16 protein-coding genes are annotated in these 20,698 nt (G+C 54.7%); 4 read left to right on the top strand and 12 right to left on the bottom strand.

Features of this window, described 5'->3' with window-relative positions:
• Positions 1–85: 85 nt before the first annotated feature.
• On the bottom strand, positions 86–1,087 hold the full coding sequence (gene gap / locus RUESEDTHA_RS20600) for a type I glyceraldehyde-3-phosphate dehydrogenase (RefSeq protein WP_180888475.1): 1,002 nt from the start codon (positions 1,085–1,087) through the stop codon (positions 86–88).
• Positions 1,088–1,104: 17 nt separating this feature from the next.
• Positions 1,105–2,553 (bottom strand): pyruvate kinase, encoded by a 1,449-nt coding sequence (gene pyk, locus RUESEDTHA_RS20605; protein ID WP_180888476.1) that lies wholly within the window; start codon positions 2,551–2,553, stop codon positions 1,105–1,107.
• Positions 2,554–2,733: 180 nt separating this feature from the next.
• On the opposite strand from pyk, the gene RUESEDTHA_RS20610 reads away from it, so the two are divergent.
• Entirely contained in the window at positions 2,734–3,498 is a 765-nt protein-coding gene (locus tag RUESEDTHA_RS20610) for a DeoR/GlpR family DNA-binding transcription regulator (RefSeq protein WP_180888477.1), read from the top strand.
• 50 nt (positions 3,499–3,548) lie between these two features.
• Here RUESEDTHA_RS20610 and RUESEDTHA_RS20615 read toward each other — a convergent pair whose 3' ends face one another.
• From RUESEDTHA_RS20615 to RUESEDTHA_RS20645, 7 genes are all read right to left on the bottom strand, one after another.
• Entirely contained in the window at positions 3,549–5,171 is a 1,623-nt protein-coding gene (locus RUESEDTHA_RS20615; protein ID WP_180888478.1) for a dihydroxyacetone kinase subunit DhaK, read from the bottom strand.
• Positions 5,172–5,182: 11 nt separating this feature from the next.
• Entirely contained in the window at positions 5,183–6,178 is a 996-nt protein-coding gene (locus RUESEDTHA_RS20620; protein WP_180888479.1) for an ABC transporter ATP-binding protein, read from the bottom strand.
• Entirely contained in the window at positions 6,171–7,268 is a 1,098-nt protein-coding gene (locus RUESEDTHA_RS20625; protein WP_180888480.1) for an ABC transporter ATP-binding protein, read from the bottom strand. Before RUESEDTHA_RS20625 ends, RUESEDTHA_RS20620 begins: the two co-directional genes overlap by 8 nt.
• A gap of 4 nt (positions 7,269–7,272) precedes the next feature.
• Entirely contained in the window at positions 7,273–7,461 is a 189-nt protein-coding gene (locus tag RUESEDTHA_RS20630) for a hypothetical protein (protein WP_171212768.1), read from the bottom strand.
• Complete coding sequence (locus RUESEDTHA_RS20635; RefSeq protein ID WP_171124710.1) at positions 7,458–8,396, bottom strand: carbohydrate ABC transporter permease; 939 nt, start codon at positions 8,394–8,396, stop codon at positions 7,458–7,460. The genes RUESEDTHA_RS20630 and RUESEDTHA_RS20635 overlap by 4 nt, the downstream gene beginning before the upstream one ends.
• Positions 8,393–9,340: a carbohydrate ABC transporter permease gene (locus RUESEDTHA_RS20640; protein ID WP_171124711.1), complete on the bottom strand. Its 948-nt coding sequence runs from the start codon at positions 9,338–9,340 to the stop codon at positions 8,393–8,395. The genes RUESEDTHA_RS20635 and RUESEDTHA_RS20640 overlap by 4 nt, the downstream gene beginning before the upstream one ends.
• 123 nt (positions 9,341–9,463) lie before the next feature.
• Positions 9,464–10,780: an ABC transporter substrate-binding protein gene (locus RUESEDTHA_RS20645; protein ID WP_180888481.1), complete on the bottom strand. Its 1,317-nt coding sequence runs from the start codon at positions 10,778–10,780 to the stop codon at positions 9,464–9,466.
• 181 nt (positions 10,781–10,961) lie between these two features.
• On the opposite strand from RUESEDTHA_RS20645, the gene RUESEDTHA_RS20650 reads away from it, so the two are divergent.
• Positions 10,962–12,020: a LacI family DNA-binding transcriptional regulator gene (locus RUESEDTHA_RS20650; protein ID WP_180888482.1), complete on the top strand. Its 1,059-nt coding sequence runs from the start codon at positions 10,962–10,964 to the stop codon at positions 12,018–12,020.
• A 155-nt stretch (positions 12,021–12,175) separates the two neighbouring features.
• On the opposite strand, the gene RUESEDTHA_RS20655 is transcribed toward RUESEDTHA_RS20650, so the two are convergent.
• The 3 genes from RUESEDTHA_RS20655 to RUESEDTHA_RS20665 all read right to left on the bottom strand — a co-directional run bounded on the left by RUESEDTHA_RS20655 (position 12,176) and on the right by RUESEDTHA_RS20665 (position 16,683).
• The gene (locus RUESEDTHA_RS20655; RefSeq protein ID WP_180888483.1) at positions 12,176–13,849 is read right to left on the bottom strand and encodes an aspartate:alanine exchanger family transporter; all 1,674 of its coding nucleotides are present in this window, start codon (positions 13,847–13,849) and stop codon (positions 12,176–12,178) included.
• Positions 13,850–13,888: 39 nt separating this feature from the next.
• Positions 13,889–15,514: a bifunctional aspartate transaminase/aspartate 4-decarboxylase gene (locus RUESEDTHA_RS20660; protein WP_180888484.1), complete on the bottom strand. Its 1,626-nt coding sequence runs from the start codon at positions 15,512–15,514 to the stop codon at positions 13,889–13,891.
• Positions 15,515–15,795: 281 nt separating this feature from the next.
• A complete protein-coding gene (locus RUESEDTHA_RS20665) occupies positions 15,796–16,683 on the bottom strand; it encodes a LysR family transcriptional regulator (RefSeq protein WP_180888485.1) in 888 nt (295 codons plus the stop codon).
• A 289-nt stretch (positions 16,684–16,972) separates the two neighbouring features.
• On the opposite strand from RUESEDTHA_RS20665, the gene RUESEDTHA_RS20670 reads away from it, so the two are divergent.
• Positions 16,973–18,598, top strand: a complete 1,626-nt coding sequence (locus tag RUESEDTHA_RS20670; protein WP_180888486.1) for an AMP-binding protein — start codon at positions 16,973–16,975, stop codon at positions 18,596–18,598.
• 195 nt (positions 18,599–18,793) lie between these two features.
• On the top strand, positions 18,794–20,449 hold the full coding sequence (locus tag RUESEDTHA_RS20675; RefSeq protein WP_180888487.1) for a BCCT family transporter: 1,656 nt from the start codon (positions 18,794–18,796) through the stop codon (positions 20,447–20,449).
• Positions 20,450–20,698 lie beyond the last annotated feature (249 nt).

The raw sequence follows: 20,698 nt of genomic DNA on the forward strand, positions 1-20,698 counted from the left end.
CACGTCCACCTCAACCGTCGGGTTGCCCCGACTGTCAAGAATTTCCCGGGCGTGGATGTCGATGATTGTGCTCATTGTGTGGCCCTCAGACTTTTGTTGCCATCACGCGTGCGGTGTCCAGCATTCGATTGGAGAAACCCCATTCATTGTCGTACCAGCTCAGAATCCGAACCATTCCACCCTCGGTCAGGCGGGTCTGCTGGGTGGCAAAAATCGACGAATGAGGGTCGTGGTTGAAGTCTGCGGAAACCAACGGCTCATCCGTCACTGCCAGTACCCCACGCATTTCGCCGTCTGCTGCGGCGCGAATTGCGTCGTTAATCTGATCCACGGTTACCTCTTGTTTCGGCATAAAGCAAAAATCAACAGCCGAAACATTCGGTGTCGGCACCCGGATGGCAGAACCGTCCAATTTCCCTTTGAGCTGGGGAAGAACCTCACCGACAGCACGGGCCGCTCCTGTCGAGGTCGGGATCATCGACATCGCGGCCGCTCGGGCGCGGTAGAGGTCTTTGTGCATCGTATCCAGGGTAGGTTGATCCCCTGTGTAAGAATGCACCGTGGTCATGTAACCGGTTTCAATCCCAAAGGCGTCATCCAGCACCTTGGCAACCGGAGACAGGCAGTTGGTTGTGCAACTTGCATTCGACACAACGATCTCGTTGCCTGTCAGATTTTTGTGGTTCACGCCATAAACGATCGTCTTGTCAGCACCCGAAGCCGGGGCGGAAACCAGAACTTTCTTTGACCCATTGCTCACGTGCTGAATGGCGCTTTCGCGTTTTGTAAACAGACCGGTGCATTCAAGTGCGACGTCGACATCCTGCCAAGCCAGCTTTGCGGGGTCGCGTTCCGCACTGACGCGTATTTCGCGCCCACCAACAAGCAATGTGTTTCCATCAACCTGAATATCCGTATCCAGCCGCCCATGAACGCTGTCGTATTTCAACAAATGCGCGTTCGTCTCAATCGGGCCAAGATCATTGATGGCCACCACGGCGACATCGTTCCGCCCTGCCTCGACCAAAGATCTCAGGACACTGCGACCGATGCGACCAAACCCGTTGATTGCTACTTTTACCGTCATTTTACTTCTCCAAAAATTTAGAATGCCGCTTCGGATTGCGCATCAAGGGATTCTGACATCGACACGACGCGCAGGATGTTCGTGGTGCCTGCAGTGTTGAAAGGAATGCCCGCCGTAACCGCGATGCGGTCATCCTGACCGGCCAGCCCCATATCCCGCGCGGCACAGACTGCCGCTTTTACCGCGCCCTTGAAACGGATGGCGGGATCGACCGGAGCACAGGATAGACCCCAAACCAGGCCCAGCCTTCTGGCGACGGACGGATCGGGGGTCAGCGCCAGAATAGGCACACGCGGGCGTTCCCGTGCGGCCAACGTGGCCGTCGACCCGGACATGGTGTAACAACAGATCGTCTTCAGCGCGGTCGTCTCAGCGATTTCCCGAGCCGCAGATGTAATCGCCTCGGACACCGTGCTCCTGCAGGGAGTGCGTGCCGCTTCGATCGCTTCAAGATAACCGGGATCCTGTTCCGTTTCCTCGGCTATAGCGTTCATCATCTGAACTGCATCGACCGGAAATTGTCCCGCTGCGGATTCTGCCGACAACATGACCGCATCGGCGCCGTCATAAATGGCCGAAGCGACATCGGACACTTCAGCGCGGGTGGGCACAGGGCTGCCGGTCATGCTTTCCAACATCTGAGTTGCGACAATCACAGGCTTCCCGGCCGCGCGGCACCCCCGCACCAGTTGCTTTTGGATTGCCGGAACCTTTTGGATGGGCAGTTCCACACCCAGGTCGCCACGCGCCACCATGATCGCATCAGACGCATCCAGAATTGCAGGAAAACAGTCTACCGCCGCCGGTTTTTCAATCTTGCTCAAAATACGCGCCCGGCCTTTTGCCAGTTTGCGCGCTTCTTTGATGTCTTCGGGCCTTTGAACAAATGACAAGGCAAGCCATTCGACACCAAGCTCGCACACAAATTCAAGATCTGCCCGGTCCTTGTCGGACAACGCAGCCAAAGGAAGCACGACATCAGGGACATTCACGCCTTTGCGGTCGGAAATACGCCCGCCTACCATAACGCGACACTCGGCATGTTGGTCTGAGCAATCAATCACAGACATGCGAATGAGACCGTCATTGACCAGTAGCGTTGCACCCGGGGTCAGAGCCCGGAAGATTTCCGGATGCGGCAACTGAACACGATTTTGATTTCCCGCGGCGTCCTCCAGATCAAACCGAAAGCTCTGCTCATCGACCAACAGCGCACCACCGCCTTCGAACACGCCGCAGCGCAGCTTGGGACCCTGAAGGTCTGCCAGAATACATATGGGCGCGTTCATATCCGCCTCAACCTTGCGGATCGTGGCATGCAACCGGGCGATATCCTCGTGCTGTCCGTGGCTCATGTTGAGGCGGAACACATCCGCCCCTTCGGTTTTTAGGGCACGGATGGTTTCATAGCTGCTTGAGGCTGGACCAAGCGTCGCCACAACTTTGATGTTTCTGTTTCGGATCATTCGGACCTTGCCCCTGAACCATTTTCATTTGTTATCGCTAACAATCATCATTCAAGCCAAAAGTCAACATTTTCGCGCATTCAGGCGTTCTTTTTTGGCAATAAATGTTCGATAATTTCGAAAAATCTTGCAAACCACACAAAAACCGCACATCTATTTTTGAGCGCAAAGGATCAAAACATGCTCGGCAAGAACAGAAAATCTGAGATTCTGCACATCGCTCAAATCGAAGGAACAATCCGGGTCGAAGATCTTGCCCGACGCTTTGGGGTCGCCGAGCAGACCATCCGCCGAGACCTTGCGCAGCTATCTGATACCGGCCAACTGGAACGCGTTCACGGGGGCGCTGTCGTGTCTTCAGGGGCGGGAAATCTCGACTATGTGCAGCGCCGCAATCGAAATACTGAAGGCAAGGCAAGAATTGGTCGAGAATGCGCTGGCAGCATTCCAAACGGCGCAACCGTGTTCATAAACATCGGAACCACCACCGAAGCTGTTGCCCATGAATTGCTGACCCACAAAGACCTGTTGGTTGTCACCAACAGCCTGAACACCGCCAATATCCTTGCGGCGAACCCGGATATCGAAATTGTTGTCGCAGGTGGTTCGTTGCGACGCACAGACGGTGGTCTACTTGGCAACCTGACAACACAGGTGGTGGATTTGTTCAAATTCGACCATTCAATAATAAGCTGCGCCGGAATTGACGCAGACTTGGATCTGCTGGATTTCGATTTTCAGGAAGTGCGCGCGACGAAGTCCATCATACGACAGTCAAAGTCGACTTTTGTGGTTGCCGATAGCTCAAAAATGCTGCGGTCAGCCCCTGGGCGGATTGGGAATCTTGCCGATACCGATATCCTTTTCACCGATGCAACGTTGCCGGACGGCATGATGCAGAAGGCCCGCGCACTCGGCACGTCCATCAACGTCGTGCAACCCTGAGGCGCGGTCGCAAGGCCAAGGTGGCGCCCTGCAACCGCTTGCGGTCGTAGTTAGCTGGCCAATCGTTCAAAAAGCCGCGCGACAGCTTCGGCACCCGGATCGACATGTCCCCGCAGTTGTTCTGCGTTGATATATGATGCGCGACCAGCTCGGGCCCGCAACATCGTTGCCGTTTTGTCAGCCCCAGCTCGCGCGGCAACTGCTGCATCGGGCAATCCGCCTTCCAGCTTGTCCAGAGCCGGTTTCAATGCATCAATCATTGTCCGGTCACCGGGTTGAGCACCGCCAATATCCTGCATCCGCTTCAAACCAACGTGCAACGCCTTCTGCATCGTTTCACCACTTGATGCCGCATCCCCCGCCGCAGCAAAGAAAATGGCAAGCAAAACGCCTGAAGACCCGCCCATAGTCTGACTAAGCTCTTGGCCGATTGCGCGGTACAGTTGTGTGTGATCCGCCAAAGGCAGCTTGTCCATCGCTGCGATCAGGGCACGTGCCGCGCCTGCAAGCGTCGAGCCTGTGTCACCATCGCCGGACTTGGCATCCAGCGCGTTCAGGTCAGCCTCGGCCGCTATCAATATCTCGCAGCATCTTGTCAGGAACGAACGCGTCTCGGCATGATCTGAGGCCAGAGGCTTAATTGGCTTCAGGCCATCGGGCAGTTCAAGCACGGGAACGTCGACCAATGCGTTTACACCGGGCCATGCGCTCAGGTGCGTTTTGGTCTGCAACGCCATCAGATCCTCGGTCGGCGCAGGATAGACCGAGATCGAAAATCCGCGCATTTCAAGAGAAGTCATCATCGCCGCAGGTCCAACGATATGGCTAATCTGCTGCCCGATCGACGAATGCTTGAGCTCATGCGCCAGAATAGACATTTCCAAAACGGAAGCCCCGCCAAGGTTATTCAACAAAGCAACATAGCGCTGGTCAGGGTCCATCTTTGCACCCAGCTTTTCAACCATCATGGCAATGGCGGTTTTAGCATCCGAGTATTCAACCTGATCAATCCCGGCCTCACCATGGATACCGAGGCCCAGTTCAGCCTTACCGCTTGGAATGCGATCTTCTTTCGGTGCGCCGGGCACCGTACAGGTGTCAAGCGACATGCCGATGGACGATGTGCCAGCAATAACGCGCTCTGCTGCGGTTGTCACCGCATCGAGGTCAGCGCCATTCTCGGCCAATGCACCGGCGACTTTATGCACGAAAAGCGTCCCCGCAACACCGCGTGCCTGGGGCAGATCAGGCAGCGCGACGTCATCATCCACGATGACCATATTCACATTGAGTCCAAAGGCGCGCGCACGTTCAGCCGCAAGGCCAAAGTTCAGGCGATCGCCGGTGTAGTTCTTGACGATAAGCAAGCAACCTGCCGGTCCGGTCACAGCCAAAATCCCGGCCAGAACCGCATCGACAGAAGGTGAGGCAAATACGTCACCACACACCGCGGCGGTCAACATACCTTCGCCAACGAACCCGGCGTGCGCAGGCTCGTGACCCGACCCCCCGCCAGACACCAGCGCAACCTTCGACTTGTCCCAGTCCGTGCGCACCACCACCCTGATATGTGGATAACCGTCCAGCCGGGCAAGGCGACCACCCGATGTTGCGATCACGCCGTCTACGGCTTCTGCAACAATGTCTTCTTTCCTATTGATAAAATGTGTCATTTCAGCCTCTTTTACTGAATCCGGACGCCTTCGGCGTCGAAGAAAAACGGGTTGTTCGGAGCGATCTTGACGATATCGCCGCTTTTAAGCGAGGTGTGTGCGTCGGTTACAGTAATCAGATCATGATCCCTGAAAGACAGATGCAATCTGGTCTGATCGCCCAGATGTTCGACCCTCGTAACAAGACTGTCTTGCCCGTCCCCCTGTCCGATCTGTTCGGGGCGCAGGCCGATGGACTTGGCACCGCTTGGGGCGTGACCAAAGATATCGGCAGGCAGAATGTTGATCCGGGGCTGGCCAAGGCGGCTGGCCGCATAGATGCTGACTGGGGCTTCGTAGATTTCCCGCGGCGTGCCAAACTGGATCAGCTTGCCATTATCCAGAACACCCACATGGGTCGCCATGGTCATCGCCTCGACCTGATCGTGTGTCACATACAGTAGCGTCGCGCCACTATCCGCCTGAATGCTCTTCAGCTCAACCCGCAGATCAGCGCGCAGCTTGGCATCCAATGAGCTGAGGGGTTCGTCCATCAGATAGACTTCGGGATTTCGCACCAAGGCACGACCAATCGAAACACGCTGCATTTCCCCGCCAGACAAGGCGGTCGCCTTGTTTTCAAGCTTGTGCGCGATCTGCAATGTCTCGGCGACGCGCTGCACTTTGATCCTGATCTCGTCCTCGGGCGTCTTCAGCAACGGAGACCGCAGCGGGAATGCCAGATTTTCATAGACTGTCAGATGCGGGTACAGCGAGTATTGCTGAAACACCATGGCAACGTTACGCTGAGCCGGGGTCAATCCGGTCAGGGTTTGGCCATTCATCAGGACGTCACCCTCATCCGGCTTGTCCAGCCCGGACACCATGCGCAGCGTCGTTGTCTTGCCGGCCCCGGTTGGCCCAAGAAGGACGACAAAAGCCCCATCCGGGATCGTCATGGATATGTTGTCCAAAGCGACCGTGTCGCCAAAGGTCTTTGTCACATTGCGAAGCTCAACCTCAGCCATGGTTCAGAACTCCTTCGTTTCCTGCGGACAACAATGCCCTGCCCTTTTCCGTTTCGAACACCGTGATTGTACGCTCATCAAAGTGCAGGCCCGTTTTTTCGCCCACATGAACGCGATCGCTGGATGGGATGCGCGCCTTGATCTCGCCATTCGGGGTGTTCAGTGTCACGATCTGGGTGGTGCCAAGGTATTCCGTCGCCGTCACTTCGCCTCGATAGCTGGAACTGTCATCCAGATGCACATGTTCAGGTCGCACACCAAGCGCCAGATCGCCACGCGCGCCGCCATGCTGTTCGGGGATGCGAATTTGACTGTCACCCAGATCAACCGAGTTAGTGCCGCTGCCAACAATGCCATGAAAATTCAGGAAGTTCATGGAAGGTGAGCCTATGAAACTAGCCACGAACATCGTGGCGGGCCAGTCATAGATATCTTGCGGCACTCCAAATTGTTCGACAACGCCGTGGTTCATGACGACGATCTTGTCGCCCATCTGCATCGCCTCTAGCTGATCGTGGGTCACGTAAACCGTGGTTGCCCCCATCCGGTCATGCAAGGCACGCAATTCCTCGGACATATGCTCGCGAAATTCTGCATCCAGCGCACCCAGCGGCTCGTCCATGAAGAACGCTTTGGGGTCGCGCACAATAGCGCGCCCCAAGGCCACGCGCTGACGGTCGCCTCCGGACAACCCGCCAACGGGTTTCTTCAGAATATCGGTGATCCCCAGAATCTGGGCGACCTCGTCCACCTTCTTTTTCACCTGCGCCTTGGGCATCCCTTGGCTCAGCAGGGGATAGCTGATGTTCTTGCCGACATTCATATGCGGGTAGAGCGCGAACATCTGGAACACAAAGGCGATATCACGCTGGCTGGCAGGCTTCATACCCACCTCTTCGCCGTCGATGTAAATCTCGCCACTGGTGGGCAGCTCAAGCCCGGCCATCATACGCAACGTCGTGGTCTTGCCGCAGCCCGAGGGGCCAAGCAGCATGAAGAACTCGCCATCTTCGATGGTGAAACTCGACGACTGCACGGCGGTAAACGTCCCGAATTCCTTGCGCACGTTTTCGATTCTGATCTGTGCCATGTTCTTACTCCGGGAAGTGGCTGACGATGATGAACATCACCGTGCCAATCAGCGTGACAATGAAGGAATAGGTGAACAGGGCCAGCACAAAGGGCTGCATCAGCATGATCACACCCAACGCGATAAGGATGGAGGCCACCATTTCCCAAGGGCCACGGCGCAGCCGCAGCAGGCCATTGATGAAGGTACTCATTTGCGAACCGCTCCGAATGTGATGCCGCGCAGCAGATGCTTGCGCAGAAGAATGGTGAAGACCATGACCGGAACCAAGAAGATCGTCGCCCCGGCGGCCACGGCGGGCCAGTCCTTGCCGCCAACACCGATGATGGTCGGGATGAAGGGCGGTGCGGTTTGTGCGGTGCCCGAAGTCAGCAGAACAGCAAAAGCGTATTCGTTCCAGGCAAAGATTAAGCAGAAAATCGCGGTTGAGGCGATGCCCGTCGCCGCTTGCGGCAGCACCACTTTGTAGAAGGCCTGAAAGCGGGTGTATCCGTCGATCAATGCGGCCTCTTCATATTCCACCGGGATCTCGTCGATGAACCCTTTCAGCAACCAGACCGACAGGGAAAGGTTCACGGCCGTATACAGCAGGATCATACCCAGATGCGTGTCGTTCAACCCTAGTTGCCGGAACATCAGAAAGATTGGGATCGCCACCGCAATCGGCGGCATCATCCGGGTCGACAGGATGAAGAACAGCAAATCATCCTTGAGTGGCACCCGGAACCGGCTGAACGCATAGGCCGCAGCGGTGCCCAGCACCATACACAGAAAGGTCGAGCCGAACCCTATGATGACCGAGTTCATGAACCGCTCGCCATAGCGCGACGCGCCAGTGATAACTTGCCCCTGTTCGCGAACCATTTCATCATACCATGTCTCTGGCGGGGGCAGCGCAGCCAGGTCTTCTTCATTCAGGCGCGTGCGCTGCGTGAACAGGTTGACGTAGCCTTCCAGCGTCGGCTCGAACAGGATTTTGGGCGGATAAGAGATCGAGTCGGCAGGCGACTTAAACCCGGTGGCGATGATCCACATCAGCGGCAGGATCGTGATGACCGCATACAGTACCACAGCGGTACCAGCGACCCACTTCGTCCGGTTGGACGGCTCTGTAACAGAAAAGCTCATCTTTCTTTTACCTTGTTCAGGGCTTTGACGTAGATCGAAGCCAGCCCAAAGACGGTGACGAACAGGATGACCGCATAGGCCGAGGAATAGCCGGTGCGCCATTTCTCGAACGCTTCGCGTTTCAGGTCGATCGAGGTCAGCGTGGTCGTATTGCCCGGACCACCGCCGGTCAGCTGCACCACAAGGTCGAACATCTTGAAGTTTTCGATCCCACGGAACAACACAGCCAGCATCAGGAACGGCAACGCCATAGGGATCGTAATCGTCCAGAACTGCCGCCATTTGCTGGCGCGGTCGCATTCCGCAGCCTCATAGATCGAATCCGGGATCGAACGCAGACCCGCCAAACAGATCAGCATAACGAATGGCGTCCACATCCACGTATCGGCGATTACAATGGCCCAAGGCGCCAAATGAACATCGCCGATCATTGAAAAACTGGATGGATCACCACCGGTAAAGAACGTCACTACATAATTGAATAGGCCGATTTGCGGCTGATAGAGGAACGTCCAGAAATTACCTACAACGGCAGGGCTCAGCATCATGGGGAACACGATGATTGTGGTCCACATATCATTGCCCTTGAATTTCATGTTCAGCAAATAGGCCAGTGCAAAGCCGATCAGTACCTGCAGAACGATGGTCCAGATCAGGAAGTGCGCCGTGGCCTGCATCGTCATCCATGTGTCGCTGTCGGTCAGGATACGTTCGTAGTTGCGCAGACCAACGAAATCGATTTCACGGTTGGGCCTGTTCACCTTGTAGTTGGTAAAGCTCAGCCGGATGGTCCAGATCAGCGGAAAGATGTTGACGGCCAACAGCAGGAAAATGGACGGCGCGACGAAAATCCAGGCGATGGTTCGATCTGACAGCCCGCGCACTTTCCGAGCCATCGGCTCGGGTGTCGCTTTGGCGATTTTATCCATCGGTGTGTGTATCATTGTTTGATCCTTCATCGGCGACAGCGATGCTGTCTCCGAAGGTGGCGGAGTGCTCCGGATTAGCATTTTGCCAATCCGGAGAGGGAGCGCCGGGCAAACGGGATTGCCCGGCAAGATTTACGCTTAGATTTTGCCTTCGTCTTCGAAAGTCTCGGTCCAATCGTCGACCAGACCATTCAAGGCTTCCTCGGCCGTGCCATTGCCCGCAATCACATAGTCATGCACACGTTGCTGCATGGCCAGAAGCAGTTCGGCATAAGCTGGCTCCGCCCAGAAATCCTTAACGATCGCCATCGAATCCAGGAAGGTCTGCGCATAGGGCTGGCTGGTTGCAAAACCAGGGTCTTCGACGACCGCCTTCAGCGCGGAATAGCCACCCAGTTCCCACCAGCGAGACTGAATTTCAGGCTGTGCGAACCACTTGATGTATTCTAGTGCAGCATCCTGTTTGTCGGAATAAGAGACAACAGAAATCCCCTGCCCGCCCAATTGGGCAAACTGCCCGTTCGGACCTGCGGGGTTCGGAAAATAACCAGACTTGCCGCCACCCACATTCGCGTCAGCCTCAACACCCGGCCAGATGAAGGCAAAGTTCATCTGCAATGCGACCTGACCTGACTTATAAGCGTCGATGTTTTCACCCATGTACCAGTTCGAAGATCCCGGCGGTGTGGCGGTATCATAGAGGTCCTTGTAGAACTCCAGACCAGCGACCGCATCTTCAGAATTGACGAAGCCATCCAGTTCATACGGGCTGTCGGGGTTACCATATTCGAACCCATAGTTGTACAGCGCGTTGGTCACACCCATCGTGATGCCTTCGGACCCGCGCTCGGTATAGATCGCGGCGCCGTAGACCGTCGTTCCGTCAATATCGCGGCCTTGGAAGAACTGAGCGATGTCTTTCAACTCGTCCAAAGAGTTCGGGACATCCAGATCGCGGCCGTACTTTTCCTTGAACTCAGCCTGCAGTTCGGGGCGTTCGAACCAATCCTTGCGATAGGTCCAGCCGACAACATCTCCGAACGCTGGCAGCGCCCAATAGTTGGGGGTGTTCTTCGGCCATTCCGCGTAACCAGTGACGGTTGCCGGGATGAAGTCATCCATTGTGATGCCTTCGGCATCGAAGAAATCGTTCAGTTTGACATAGTGCCCATTTTCGGCGCCGCCCCCGATCCACTGACTGTCACCAATCATCAGATCACATAGTTTACCGCCCGAGTTCAGTTCGTTCAGCATCCGGTCCGCAAAGTTAGGCCATGGCACGAATTCGAAATTCATGGTGTGGCCGGACTTTTCCTCGAAATCCTTGCTTAGTTCGATCAGCGCATTGGCCGGATCCCAGGATGCCCAGCACAGGGTCAGGTCCTCGGCGCTGGCGGCACCGGAAACGGCCATCACCGCGGCAGTTGCAACAGAAAGTTTAAGCTGCGTCTTCATCAGAAAGCTCCTCCCATTTGTTTGGCGCCGACTCCTCTGACGGCGACTCATTGATGGAATAGTCGTAAATGAGGCACGTACCTCAGATCAAGCTTTTTATGAGGTACGTGCCTCATTTTGCTTGCATGTGCCTTGAAACTGGGCAAATATTTTTGAACACCAAAGGATAGAAACCGACTCGATGCGACCAACAACCAAAGACCTCGCCAAAGCTGCCGGTGTCAGTCTGGCCACTGTGGATCGCGTCCTTAACAATCGCCCGGGCGTGCGCAAGAAAACCGTGAAGGCGGTGAATGAAGCGATCGAAAAGATCGGCTTTGTGCGCAACCTTTCCGCTGCCAATCTGGCCAAAAGCAAGAGGTACAGGTTTCGGTTCATGCTTCCGCGCCGCGGGGATTTGTTTATTTCAGAACTGCGCGAACGCATTTCCGAAACCGACCGAGGCCTTGCGGCCGAAGGGATCGAGATTTCGCATCAGGAAATTTCGCAGGCCGATCCGCATCTGATCGCACGCACATTGCTGAAGCTGTCGCCTGATAAGGTCGACGGGATTGCGTTGATGGCGCCTGAATCACCTCAGGTGCGGGATGCCGCCATCCGGCTTCAAGAAAAAGGCGTTCAGGTTGTGCACCTCATATCCGGTCAGCTTGAAATGTCCGATATGGATTTCGTTGGCATCGACAACCGCGCCGCGGGCGCAACAGCGGCCCGCCTGATTGGCCGTTTCATTTGCGGGCAGCAGGGAAAAGTCATGGTCGTTTCAGAAACCATGAACGCACGTGACAGTCTGGAACGGCGTCACGGGTTCGATCAGGTTCTCAGGCAGGACTATCCAAATCTGATTGCGCTGCCCTCACTTGAGACGCATGGTGATCAGTCACGGGCGCAAGAAATCGTCCTGAACACGCTGCGAAACAATCAAGACGTTATCGCTGCGTATATCATGAGTTCCGAAGCGCGCTCACCCCTGAATGCCCTGCATTGCAGAACTGATCCCGGTGAACTGGTCGTAATCGCACATGAGCTGACGGAACGTACACGCAGCGCGCTATTGAACAAAGAAGTGGATGCAATCATCGCGCAAAATCCCGGTCATCTGGTACGCAGCTCGGTCCGGTTGCTGCGCGCAAGGTGCGACAACCGTGAGATCATGCAGTCGCAAGAGCAAATACGCATTGAAATTCTCATCCAAGAGAATTTGATACCCGACGGATTTGCAGCAAGCTATAGCGCACAATAGACGGTCAGCAGGATCGGATGTTTGACTCTGCCGGATTATATTCGAACGATTATCCGCGTAGTCGTGTTCAAAAGCTCTCGCTCTCCAAAACTGCAGTTTTGCGCGAGGTTTTGGTTTAGTTCAGCACACTGCTTGGATGTGCCATGCTTTCGGCTCTAGACCAATAGCAACACAATCACTGAACCCCATAGAGCCAACAGGACGTTGCCAACTGCATAACCCAACCCATAGCCAAGGGTTGGTACTTGGCTCTGCGCGGCCTCTTGTACGGCTGCCAAAGCAGGTGCGGATGTCCCCGCCCCACAACATGTTCCGGCCAGGACCCCTTCGTTGATCTTAAATATCTTGCGACCCACAATGATTGCCGATCCATGCGCCAGAAAAACGATTGCCAGCGCACCAAAAATCAGGGACGGGCCGCTTTCCAGTACACCAGCCACAAAACTTGTCCCCGAGGTAATGCCCACACATGCCACGAAGACACACAGGCCGACTGAATCGAATATCCAAAGCGTGGCTTCGGGAACAAATCCAAATGTGCGGCGAACCGAGCGTAACCAACCTGCGACCAGCCCCCCCAACAACACCCCTACCGAAGTGCCCAGACCAAGCTCGACCGCGCCATAATGCAGGGCTGGAATCCCAATCAAACCACCCAACAGGATAAAAAACGCAACAAACACCATGTCCGTTTTGCTTGTTTCTCGGTCCAGATAACCCAACTTGCTTGCTGCGTCCTGAATATGGCTGCGCGTACCGGAAACTGTCAGGACATCTCCCATGTGCAATGGGACACCCCGAAAAACCGGTAGCCGTTCACCGCTGCGCATGATCCCACGAAGAAAGATAGTTCGGGCTTCGGGGCGGACGGAAAGTTCACCTAGGGTTTTGTTGACCAACTCTTTGTTCGTTACAACAATGTCGCTGGTTTCAACGGGAAGATCCAAAAGTTCAGGGTCTTCGACCTCTTCCCCCAGTAGGCCACCATGGTCAATAAGATAGGACCGCATCCCGGCGATCGCTGCGATATCTCCGTTTTGCAGGACCATATCCCGTGACGTCGGCAGGATTTTGTTGCCTCGGCGAACGCGATCAAAGAAAGCCCGCACGTGGATCGGAACCCGAGCTTCCAATTCGGCCACGGTATGTCCTGCAAAGTCAGGATTTATGCGATAGGCCCGCGCTTCAAAGTCACGATGCTCGGAATGCCACGGGGCATCATCATCTTGCAGTTCAGATTCATATTCAGCACATGCGTCCCGCAAGGATCGCCCATAAAAACGCGGTGCAATTTGCGTGTGGAACACGATCGTGGCGATGACACCAACAAAATATGCAACCGCAAAACCTGTCGCGATTTCGGCTTCAAATATCTGCTGGCTTGCTGCGTCAACGCCTGTTTTCGCAAATGCATCAATGGCCACACCCAAAGTTGCACTTTCAGTCGCCCCACCTGCCAAAAGCCCCGCCGCGACACCAACCGAAAGACCCATAAGTGGCGCTAGAAGGACCGCAACCAGCAACGCAATTGCGCATAATAAAACGGTAATCCCGATCTGAGGCAGGGCACCCAGGTTCAAGGAACGAAAGAACTGAGGCCCGGTGCGATAGCCAATCGAAAACAGAAACAACAGGAAAAATGTCTGCTTCAGGTCATCGGACACGACCACTCCGGTCTGCCCGACCAAAACACCAGCAAGCAGGCATCCCGCCACCGAGCCAACAGTAAAAGAGCCGAAGGAAACTTTTCCAATCGCGTAACCAAGGGTCAGGCTGCAAAACAGCGCCAATTCAGGGTGAGTTCTGAATATCGAAATGATTGCTTCCATGAAAACGGCTGTCCCTCGGCCCTATCCTGTAATGCGAGTTCAACCGTGAATCGGCAGACCTTTTGAAGCGCGATACGATTGCACGTATCCTGTCGCAACGGCACGCACCGCACGCCCGATTTTCCGATATGCATCATCATCAAGATTTGCGAAGGACACACGTGCAGACCAGTTAGGCGCGTCGAATCCCGATCCATTCAAAAGGACAATCCCATGGTCCTGCGCAAGTTTGAACGAAATATCGAGCGGGTGGACGTTCTCTTTTATCCAATCCACGACTTCTTCACCTACATATTTCCGAAGCCAGAACTCAAAGTCGATTATTCCATAGTATCTGTCATACAAGGGGTTATCCGGTACTTCGATCCCCATACCTTCGACCAATTCAGTGAAGCGATGTTCAAGAATGCTCATGCAAAGGGCTTGATATGCCTTGTCTTCGTCCATCATCTCGACCAGAGAAAACAACGTCATCATCACTTGCTGAGGAAGTGAAAGGCCAGCCGTGTGATTCAGGGCAACATCCCGGCTGTCCGCAACAATTCTGTCTATGAATTTGAGTGTGGAGGGATCGGGTGTCAGGGTTCTGTAGCGCGCTTCGACAACCGCTTTAGTCTCGGCCGGTGCCTCGGCGATCATTTTGTCAAATATGTTGTCTTCGGCCACGAGGATTGTACCCAACCTCCAGCCCGTGCAGCCGAAATACTTAGAGTATGAGTAGACCCCGATTGTGTTTTCAGGCAGATGCGCCATCACGGATTCAAAGTTTGGCACAAAGGTCCCGTACACGTCATCCGTCAGAATGATCAGATCTGGCCGCCGGGTTTTTACAAAACTGACCAATCGCTTCAATACGTCAGGGCTTATTGCAACAGACGAAGGATTTCCGGGATTCACCAGAAACAGGGCTTTGACCTTAGGATCTGCCAGTGCCTCCAGATCTTCATCCGTCAATTGAAAGTGATCTTCTTCCTCGGATGAGACATGCACGACATTCAGGGAATAGTCTTCAAGTTCTGGCATTTCGAGGTAGGGCGTAAAAATAGGTGTCCCCAACGCGATCGTATCGCCCGCGTTCAAAAGCCGTTGATTTTTCAACGCTTTGAAGATGTAACACATTGCGGCTGTACCACCTTCGACCGCATAGATGTCAAACTTGGCATCAGGGCGATGGCCCGCGCACATTGCCCACATCAAATATTCATGAACAATCTGTTCATTGTGAACGAGACAGCGGTCCGGCATAGGATAATGATCGCCAATGATGCTGTCGGTCAGTTCCAGCACAAAATCATCCGCATTAAAATCGAACTTCTGAATTGCAAAATCCACGACACTCGCCAAGGTAGCCGCGGCAGGATTAGTACTTTCCGCATTGGCACAATAAGCCATCAAACGATGATAAGACCCCGGCCCTTGTGGCATTCCGGCCAACCCGACTTGTGGTTCATTCCGGTCACGCTGCGCCTCGGTAATCGCGAATTGCCCCAAAAAGAAAAAGACCTCTCTCGCTTTGGTTGCAATCCAGTTTGGGTTTCCCCGACCAGCGTTCAGATACGGTAGGGTCGAGGCGCGTGACTCTTTCTGAGCCAGCTTGATGAGCTCGTCTTTGATCTCAAAAGGGCTAAGATCTTCGAACTTGTGTAAATCAAGAGTTTCGGACATCGGTTCTTATCCATGTTTATCAATATCAGAAATTACAATTTGATAGTAGAAACGGGTCACGGCATCTGTAAACAAAAACTCAAGATTATTAGCCAATTATGTTCCAAGCGATCAGCCCCGCTAGTTTGTTCTGTTGGCGCATGGCTGGCACTCGGCCCATCAGGACAACGGATTCCGGCCTGTGGGTTTTCATTGGAGCTGCAGGATAAATGTGTCCCGCGAACAGGCCGGTTTTTGCCAGCCCTTTACGCTAAACAATTTGATACTAAACGTACCCGCTCCTAGCTCACACCGGTCAGCGTATCAAAGACCAGCCGACCTTCTTCGGTGTCAAAGAACCCCTCGCGCCCCAATAGCCAATATCCATTGGATGAGGTTGCCTCAAACTCGGACAATTGCACCAGGCTCCCTGCGCTTAGATGATCCTGTATCACTCCGGACCATCCCAGAGCGATGCCTGAGCCAGCCAAAGCCAGATGCAAGGCCATTCCGTGATCGTTCACGATAACCCGGTTATCAGTGAGTCCCCAGTTCTCTGAACTGCTATTTGACCAAGCCTGCCAGTCCAGCCAGCGGTTTTCAGGGTCCTCTTGTTCGATAAGCGGAATGCCTGACGTGTCCACACGGCTCTTATATTTCCGGATACGCCGCGCGACACTTGGTGAGGAAACGGGGAAAACACACTCTCTGATCAGCAGACGGGCTTCAAAACCCGGCCAATTGCCATCACCAAATGCAATCCAGCAATTCGCCTTTTCTCGGAACAGATCTGCGTCCGAGATTAATGTTATCAATTTCGCGCGTACACTCAGTCGCCGGGACAGCTCCGCAAGGCGCGGCGATACCCAATGAGTTCCGACGCCGGCATAGGTCGCAATCGTCCAGACCTGTTTTTGATCCGCCGATCGGATACGAGCCGCTGTCTCCCGAATACCATCAAAAGCGCGCGAGACCGTGTGGAACAGTTCGTGCGCGTGCGGCGTCGGCACCAATTCGCCTTTTCGGCGTACAAAAAGCGGTGTCCCAAGATCACGTTCCAGCTGTTTGATCTGATAGCTGATAGCAGGTTGCTGAACATTCAGCGCGTCCGCTGCACGGGTAAAGTTACCTAGAATATAGACTTCTTCGAAAGCTCGTAAGCCCTTCAGAGTTGGAGTGCGGCGCGACATTGAAAAATTCAATACCCATTCAAAATTTTTCCTTATTCTACAGAATCCGCATCCAAATTAAACAACCTGATCAGAAATTGGTCAGACAGTGTTCGTGCGGTGCGCTGTTACGGACCCGATACAGTCAAGGAAAGCCTGGTTTTGTCTTCTTTGCCGCCGGAAGCCGAACAAATGTGGCGCGAATAGAATGGGATGCGCTTTGTTTCACTGAAGCGTCTTTCTGAAACCTTGCGCAGTCATTCCGTCGGTATGCCAAAAAAATGATCTGGTCGTTTTGGGAGGAAAGGCCATGCAACAACACTATGAAGCACTGGCAAAAAATGCGGCCAACTATGTTCCGCTGTCCCCTCTGTCATTTCTGTCTCGGGCAAGTTCGATCCACAGTGACCGCATCGCCGTGGTATACGAAGACCTGCGGCGCAGTTGGGGTGAAACAGCCGCTCGCGCTCGTGCCATTGCCACTGGCCTAAGGGCGCTGGGGCTGACCAAAGGCGATACGGTTTCGGTTCTTTGCCCAAACATCCCGGAACTTTTTGAGCTGCACTTTGCAGTTCCCATGTCCGGGGCTGTTCTGAATACACTGAACACCCGCCTTGAACCTGAAACTATCGCCTACATCCTTGATCATGCTGATACAAAACTGGTGATCGTCGATCGTGAATTCATCCCTTTGCTATCGCAGGTATTTCAAAGGCTGGGTCGGTCAATCCCGGTGGTCGAGATCAACGACCCCAACGCCCCCAGTTCCGAAACTTTAGGCGGGCGGGATTTCGAAGACCTTGCAGCAGCGCCTATCGAACCCGCGTCTTTTGTGGGCCCGGCAAGTGAATGGGACGCGATTGCACTGAACTACACCTCCGGCACATCGGGTCGCCCGAAAGGCGTAGTGTACCACCATCGCGGAGCCTACCTTATGGCTTTGGGTACCGTAGCGGCCTGGCAAATGCCGCACTACCCGGTTTACCTGTCCGTGGTTCCCATGTTCCATTGCAACGGCTGGGGCCACCCCTGGATGATGGCTATCCTAGGCGGGACCAAGGTCTTCACGCGCACCCCAGCCCCCGACAGGGTTCTGGCTGCAATCCGCGCGCATGGGGTGACGCATTTGGGCGCTGCACCGATCGTGTTGCAAATGTTGGCAGAGCATGAAGATGGCGGCGGCGACCGTTTCGATCCCCCCATTCGCGTTCTAACCGCCGGAGCGCCTCCGCCACCGTCCGTTCTAGAAAAAACCAAGGCGATGGGCTTTGACGTCATGCAGGTCTATGGCCTGACCGAAACATACGGCCACATCTCGCAATGCCTGTGGCAAGAGGAATGGAACGAGAAACATCCAGCCGAGCAGGCGCAGTTACAGGCCCAGCAAGGCATTGCTTTTCCGATGGTCGAAGATGTCACCGTTCTGGACAATGAAACCGGCGAAGGGGTCCCGCGCGATGGAGAAACACAGGGCGAGATTGCCATTCGCGGCAACACGGTGATGAAGGGGTATTACAAAGACCCCGATGCGACTCGGGAAACCTTCAAGGATGGTTGGTTCTGGACCGGCGACGCTGCCGTGGTTCAGCCCGATGGTTATATCCAGATACGCGATCGCCTGAAGGATGTGATCATCTCTGGTGGTGAAAACATTTCGTCGGTTGAGGTCGAAGCGGTCCTTTTCCGTCATCCCGCCGTACAGGCTGCGGCGGTGGTGGCCAAAGCTGATCCCAAATGGGGCGAAGTGCCGTGCGCGTTCGTCGAGCTGCGCCCCGACCATCAAGCCGATGAAGCGGAAATCATCAGCTATTGCCGAGCCAACCTGTCCGGGTTCAAGACACCAAAAGCCGTGGTCTTTGCCGAGTTGCCAAAGACCTCGACCGGAAAAATCCAGAAATTTCAGCTACGGGAAACCGTAAAGGCGATGAAGGACTAATCGGACAGGATCAATAGACATGCAGACTTACACGCCCAAATGCGCCAACAAATGACACTGGCCAAGGTGTGAAAGTCACGCAACCGGAAAAACCGATCGGGCAAGCATAACGAAAAATTGAATGTTCGACGGATTGCGCTTTGAAATACTCAATCTCTAGCGCGAGGTTTGAAAAATGAAGGAGGAGGAACACTCATGGCAAAAGAACCGCCACTAATGGAACTACCCATCGAAGTCAGCGAAGGCGGCTTTTATGATGGATTCAGCAAGGATGTGACTATTGCATCCAAGATACTTGTCGGGGCCCTGATTTTCTGGGCAATCGCGTTTCCTGAAAACGCCTCGGTGGTGCTTGGCGCGATGAACAGCTTCCTTTTGGCCAATTTCGCATCCTGGTACACGTGGGTTGTGGCCTTCTTCATCATCGTCTGCGTGGTGCTGGCGATAATCCCGTCGACAGGACGCCTGAAGATGGGTCTGCCGGGCGACACGCCCGAGTTTTCAAGCTTTTCGTGGTTCTCGATGATGTTCGGGGCAGGGATCGGCATTGGCATGCTGACATTTGCGACGGCAGAGCCAATGTACCACTTTGCCAACAACCCCGAGGTTATTCAGGGGCTGGCCGAAGGCTCAACGGCAGAAAACGTGCGCTATGCCTATAAATGGTCGTTCCTGCATTGGGGCTTCTCAGCCTGGGCCTGTTATGCACTTGTCGGGCTGTCGCTGGGGTACTTCTCGTATCGCCGAAACCTGCCATTGACGATCCGTTCGGGTCTGGCGCCGCTGTTTGGCAGCGCCTTGTCGGGCAAACTTGGTCATGCGATCGACATCGTTGCAGTTGTCGCCACCATTCTGGGTGTGGCGCAGACTCTGGGCTTTGGTGTTGAGCAGTTCGTTGCTGGTCTGCACCGGATCGGCGTGGGTGACTGGCTGCTGAACGACGATGGCAAGGCCACAACGGCGGCCATCATCGTCGCTCTGCTTGTCATCATGGGGGCGTCGACCCTGTCGGCCCTGTCGGGCGTCGGTAAAGGCATCAAATGGCTGTCGAATATCAACATGGGCCTCAGCTTCTTCCTGTTGGCATTCTTCCTGATCTTTGGATCGGCCCTGTTCGGCCTGCAGGCTCTGATTGTCGGTTTGTTCGACTATATCGTGGCGCTGCCCGGTATGCTGTTCAATGTCTGGAAAGCGGATGGAACCGAAACCGGTGACGCACTGGCCAGTTGGCAAGGTGGGTGGTCGGTGTTCTACTGGGCCTGGTGGATTGCGTTTGCGCCGTTCGTGGGCGTGTTCCTGGCGCGTATCTCGCGCGGACGGACCGTGCGTGAATATGTGTTGGGCGCGATTATCGTCCCCTCAATGATGTGCTTTGTCTGGTTCACCATCGTCGGTGGCACCGCCATCGACCTGACCCTGAACGGTACCGCGGGTGATGCGATCTCGGGTGCTGGTCAGCAGGCGCAACTGTTCGCGATGCTGGATGTGATCTTGTCGACCGGCATTGCCTGGGTGATGGCGGTTCTGGTTGTGGTCCTGTTGCTGACATACCTCGTTACGTCGGCAGACTCGGCGGTTCTGATCGTGAACACCATTAACTCGGGTGGCGATGAAGGACCCAAAGGGCGCCCGCACATCATCTTCTGGGGCTCTGCTCTGGCACTGGTGGTCGGCGCACTTCTTATTATCGGCGGGCTTGGTGCAATCCAGACTGCAATGGTAATCGGAGCACTGCCGTTCAGCCTTGTGATGGCGCTGATGGGCGTGGCGCTGATCAAGGGTATCATCCGCGACAGTCAACGCGAAAAGCTGGGTGTCACCAGCGTTCATGTCGCAGATCCGGCAGAATAACGGATCAAAACAGGGCTGGGCGTGTGAACGCCCAGCCTCCTTGGCCAGCGGCTGCTTTTCCATCTCGTTTTGTCGTTGATCTATCACATTCGAAAAAAGCCCCGCCTCGATCAATCGAACGATACCTGCGCTTTGACGATCAAGTGTCAAAAGGGGGGCATGAGCCCACGTCAGATACGGATGTCGGAGATGGGTCTCATATTAATTTTGTTTATATCATGTGACTCGATTAGTCATTGGATTTGTTTG

The sequence above is a fragment of the Ruegeria sp. THAF57 genome, assembly GCF_903914075.1.
GTDB lineage: Bacteria > Pseudomonadota > Alphaproteobacteria > Rhodobacterales > Rhodobacteraceae > Ruegeria.